The organism is Acetomicrobium mobile, from assembly GCF_937920065.1.
Map to the genome: position 1 here is coordinate 1 of NZ_CALETC010000333.1, position 5,510 is coordinate 5,510.

Below are 5,510 nucleotides of genomic sequence, written 5' to 3' on the forward strand. Positions count from 1 at the left end.
CCTCTCAAAATCTCATTATATATTGATAACACCTGGTCTACCATGACGTCCTTTGAAAATTTCTCTGCCCTTTCATAGGCCAGCTTTCCATATCGCGATCGCAAATCTTTATTGTCCAACAATTTTTTCAAAGAGCAGGACAGCTTCTCGATGTCTCCGATTGGGACAAAAACAGCAGCACCGTCAAAAACTTCCAAATAAACCGGATTGGCATATGCAACTATAGGAAGATGTGAAGCCATTGCCTCGAGCACTGACAAACCAAATCCCTCAGTGTACGAAGGAAAACACGCTATATCCACTGATTTCCAAAAGGAAAATGCCTGTTTCGGGTCCACAAACCCCAAAAATTTTACCTTATCAGCGAGATCCAACTCTTTGGCAAGGTTTTGTAAATATGGCATAAGTTTACCATCCCCGCCGATCAACAATTCAACATTTTCGCTTCTTCCAAGATTTGCGAAGGCTTTTATTAGATCTTCGTGGCCTTTTCCCTCGCTCATGCGTGCCAAATAACCTATTCTGACTTTATTAGAAGAAGGTAAAAGAGGGCAAGAAACAAGAGCTTCTTCCAAGTCAATGCCATTATACACACACCACGTACGCATCCACGGCATCTTTTCTCTAATAAAATTTTCTACGGCATTAGAAACGCAAATACCATGCATGAACTTTTGATAATGTTTAGGGTTTGCTATAAAACCATGGAAATGACATACTACCTTCCGTCTATAATATTTTGACATAAAGAGCAAAGCGACGGCACAAAGGACTGCTGAATGAGATAAGTGAATATGAACAATGTCATACTTTTTTAAAGCACGATAAAAATGTACCATCGATATGATATCGGCATCATTCGAGAGGGGCAATTCTTTCACTTTAACATCGTTTTCCAGTTTTTCTCTAAATATATTTGCACAACCGCCCCTTCTGGATGTCCAAATGCTGACGGAATTTCCTCTTTCGCGAAGACCTGAAGCCAACATCGCAACGACTCTTTCTGCCCCTCCCCAGGCTCGGCCATCAATCGCGTGTAACACCTTGATCACCAAACGCAATCCCCCCTTATTATCTCAAACACCCTTTCAGGCCGTACGCTCGAAAGACATCTCCTATTACAACCCCATTTTTGACAACCCTTCAAAGGACAATCAACAATGAGCTTAAATCTTATATCGCTTAAACCAACCTGTTCTGGCAGTGTTGGACCAAAAAGTCCTATCGCGGGTTTTTGCAGAGCTAAAGCCAAGTGCATTGGCCCCGTATCGCCACCCACGACATAATCACAACCATCTATTAGAGCAGCCATTTCATTAAGCCTTAGTTTACTCACGAGATTTAGGATTTTATGATTGTGTTTTTCTTGCAACGAATCTTCTATTGTTTGCGCTAGAGCTTCTTCATCTCTACCGTGACCTAATAAAATAGCGCTTCCGCCAAATGACGTGATCATAGTTATAAAACCAACCCAATTAGAGACAGGCCACCTTTTGACCTTTTTACTTGCACCTATCACGCAGGCAATACGTGGTCTGTTAAGGTCCTTTAATAAAGCATCAGTCAAACTTTTAAGCTTCTGATTAACTTTATAATATCGGCGATATTTGTCTATCTTTATTGTACGACCTAAAATTTCCTGCAAGTCCTCCCTTGGTAAATTATATACAAACGATGCCCAATCGTGCCTCCCAGCCCTGTTTTCTATGCCCGACAGCAGAGCTATCACGGCAGATCGATCTGTACCCTGAAGTGAAACTAAGTGAGTAAAGCTCGATTTTCTTATTTTTGAAATAATATTCAAAAAACCCTTACAGCCAAGGCCCCTGTACCAAACGATGACATCATCTACGAAGGGCTGACCTTTCATCAAATCTTCGTAAGGATGTGTTAACAGCCAAGTAATGTGTAAAGATGGGAAAGTTTCCTTTATGGTAGCCACATAGGGTATAGCTCTTACAATGTCACCTAAAGCGCTATAACGTATAAAAAGCATCTTTTCTTCCCCTATGCCTTTGGGGGGGCGGTAATCAACCAAGATCTATCACCTATATTGTCCTTTATTGAATTTGTAACGGACATAAAATGCTTTTGGATAGCAGAGCAATAAAAAACACTTTAAGGCCAGCCCAGGATTGTATTTGAATGATACCAACCCCCGTTTTAATGTATTTCTTATTTCTTCAATCTTTAGGCTGTCCCAAAAAAGATCTTCAATATCGTAGGTTATATAATTTCTTAACCTCCTAACTGTAAATAGGGGTATAACGTAACCCCGGAGAGTTTGCAGCAAATCCTTGTCTTTTTCCCCCATAGCTTCCAAATAACTTAAAAATTTATGGGGATCGAGCCAACTTGAAGGAGGAAAACGATTTGGGTCCAAAGCGCGTGTAATTGAGGAACTATGTTGGATATAGTGAACCAGTATATCAGGAACAAGGGCTACTTGTCGTGCATGGTAAAAAGCACGCCATCGAAAGTCAATATCCTCTCCCATAATTACGTCTTCGTCAAAAAAGACGTTGAAACGAGTAAGCAAATATCGGCTGTACATTGCGCTCCCTGACCAAACTTCGAGTTCTTCTCTTAAAAGGTGGATTAAAGCTTCTTTGCCGCTCAAAACCTTTTTTGCGCTTTTAATAATACGAGGCTTAGATCCGCCATCCTCATATAACAGATCAAACGAACAGCAAGCTATATCAACAATGGACTTACTTTCTATTGCATTCACCAATTTCTTAATGAAATCCTTTTCTACTATATCATCGGCATCCATAAATATGATATATTTGCCTTGAGATAATTCAATTCCCCTGTTTCTGGCATTTGCTCCGCCTCTATTAGGCTGAATATACACATGCAAAGGGGCAGGAGAGTCTTTTTTTAGTAATTCACAAATTTCATATGTTCTATCAGTAGATCCGTCATTCACAACGATAATCTCAAAATCCCGAAAACTTTGGGAAAAAAAGCTATTTAATGTCCCCCTGATAGTAGCAGCAGCATTATAAGCTGGAATTACCACGCTGACTTTCGGACATTTCATCACTCACGTACCCCTTCTTTAGCCGCTGAGCCAAGAAATAAACCCACAGTTCCCCAGAACAGAGGAATTATTTCCTCGTAGAGAGGGGCATTGTCTACTGAGCCATAAATCACATATATTGCCCACAATGCAAGTGTCGCCAATCTAAATGTCGCGTTTGTTGTATTAGCAGGGGAATTAAATATTGACCTAAAAATAGCCAGGAGAAAAACGACGAAAGTTGTTCCAGCGATTACTCCATGAACAGCAAAATTTTGAAGAAATAAATTGTGAGCATGCGCAAATGTCGTATAGGGAGTTGTATTATTAATCTCCTCCAAAATTGCCCCACATACAGTTCTGAAGTTTCCTGACCCTACACCCCAAATAGGATGTTGGCCTATCATTCTTATAGCTGCACTCCATACATATTCCCGTTGATTAAGGAGTTCCATCCACCAATTCGGATGAGTTACATCAACAGATTTAAATTGCGCGAAAACATTTGGGTTGAATGCAAAAAATATTATTAAAGCAAATACTAGAAAGCTAACTAAATACATCGCTATTTTTTTTGTAGATAATATCAACATAATAAATGCACATGTTAGATATAAATGAGCTAAAACGTCTGAAGTAGAATATCTATAGGATAAAATAAAAGATAATAAAATTAAAATACATGAAAATAAATATATATTATTTTTGATGTTAATATTTTCAATTATATGAGCCATATTTATTAAACTTATCATTATTAAACCACTGAATAGAATATGTGGAGAAGTAAATATTCCATGGTGGTATCTGTATATTCCTTTATAATAGATTTTTATAAAAACGAGTAATACTAATAACCAAAATACAACCCAATAATGAGCCGTGCTCTGAATTTCTTCCGAAGAGAAAGATCTGGCTATTAAATATCCGAGCAGCATATATACCCCAAAGGCCATTTTATACAAAGGACCATCAAGATGAGTAAAATTACCGTTCATCACTATATCAGAAACAATAACTGCTACTACAAACAGAAAATAATAAAAAACAATCCATTGAATCGTATTGTTCTTTGTCAAATCCCTTATAATAATATTCTTGCTTTTTCTGACACTATAAATAAGCCAAAAGAGTAAAATCAACAACGGTAAAGTCGCATAACCCACTCCGAACAAAGAAATACCTTGGCTTATAAAAAAAACGTGCATAGGCCATTTGTTTTTTATGTTGTTCATATTCATTGAAAATCCTCCAATACTACATACTACACCTTATTATTTAGAGCATCTTCGTAGACTTTTATTATCTGTTTAATCATTTTTTCTTTTGTAAATTGTTTACTTCGCTTTAAACTCATATCGCTCAATTTAACCCTCAACATTTCATCTTCAATGACTTTCTTAAGAGTCTTAGCTAATCCGTCAATGTCTCCCACGGGAAGCAATATACCCATATCGCCTATAGCTTCTTTAATACCAGGTTCTTCGTACCCAACAATTGGCAATCCACAGGCCATTGCTTCAAGCAAAGATAAAGGAAATCCTTCAACATTTGAGGGAACACATGCTACATCCAAAGACCTCCAAAAGTTGAATATTTCATCAGGAGGGATATGGCCTATAAATTTAACTTTTTCCGATATGCCAAGACTACCCGCAAGGTTTTTCATTTCTTGCAACAATGGACCGTCACCGCCAAGCATCAGTTCAACTGAGAAACAATCACAAATTTTTGCAAAGGCCTTTAACAAGTCGGAATGTCCTTTTTGAGCCTTAAAAGTAGCCAAAAGTCCTATTCGTAATACATGATCATCCTTAGAAAACAAAGGGGTTACATTTTTTGCGTCTTTTATGTCAATCCCGTTATAAACTACCCAGGTCCGCTCTACCCAGGGCATAGCCTTTTTGACATAATCTTCTACTGCTTTAGACACGCATATAATCTGCTTATGCCCCTTGTAGTGCTTCGGTTTGTGATACGAATGCATATGACAAAATAATCTCTTTTTGAATTCCGCAGAAAGAAAAGGCATAATATATCCGCTCAACTTAGCCGCACGTCCTAAATGCACATTAACTATATCATGGGTTTTAAGCGCTCTGGCGAAGAGCCATGGTGTGATTGGCTCGTAATCGTTAAAAAACGGCACAACCCTGACTTTGACCTCGGAAGACAAATGCTCTACCAAGAGGGAGCCCCTTCTGACCCAAACTTCCACATCGTAACCCATGCCAGCAAGCCCGTTTGATATCATAACAACTACCTTTTCGGCGCCACCCCAGCCTCCCGCGTCAATGGCTTGAAGGATCTTTTTCATTGCTCCACCTCCTCGCCTGCAAGCAACATTGCTACAGCCTCGTATAAAATCTGCGGCGTAATCCCTTTTGCGCACCAACGCTTTTCACCGCAGGCCTTCATGTTTCTGTCGGGACAGGGCGAACACTCGATCCCGGGATAAATGCTCCAAACCTGCCTCCCTACAGGC

Annotated in this window: 5 protein-coding genes; all 5 read right to left on the reverse strand. The window is 39.1% G+C overall.

From position 1 onward, the window contains the following. Nucleotides 1-1,052, reverse strand: a 1,052-nt coding sequence (locus tag Q7P41_RS12345; RefSeq protein WP_303884659.1) for a glycosyltransferase family 4 protein, incomplete at its 3' end; no start/stop codon positions are given. Beyond that, complete coding sequence (locus Q7P41_RS12350; RefSeq protein ID WP_303884661.1) at nucleotides 1,049-2,038, reverse strand: glycosyltransferase family 9 protein; 990 nt, start codon at nucleotides 2,036-2,038, stop codon at nucleotides 1,049-1,051. The genes Q7P41_RS12345 and Q7P41_RS12350, both read right to left, overlap by 4 nt. Before the next feature lie 6 nt (nucleotides 2,039-2,044). Beyond that, entirely contained in the window at nucleotides 2,045-3,046 is a 1,002-nt protein-coding gene (locus Q7P41_RS12355; protein WP_303884665.1) for a glycosyltransferase family 2 protein, read from the reverse strand. Continuing rightward, a complete protein-coding gene (locus Q7P41_RS12360) occupies nucleotides 3,046-4,266 on the reverse strand; it encodes an O-antigen ligase (protein ID WP_303884662.1) in 1,221 nt (406 codons plus the stop codon). The genes Q7P41_RS12355 and Q7P41_RS12360 overlap by 1 nt, the downstream gene beginning before the upstream one ends. A 23-nt stretch (nucleotides 4,267-4,289) precedes the next feature. Further along, a complete protein-coding gene (locus Q7P41_RS12365; RefSeq protein WP_303884664.1) occupies nucleotides 4,290-5,342 on the reverse strand; it encodes a glycosyltransferase in 1,053 nt (350 codons plus the stop codon). Nucleotides 5,343-5,510: the final 168 nt, after the last annotated feature.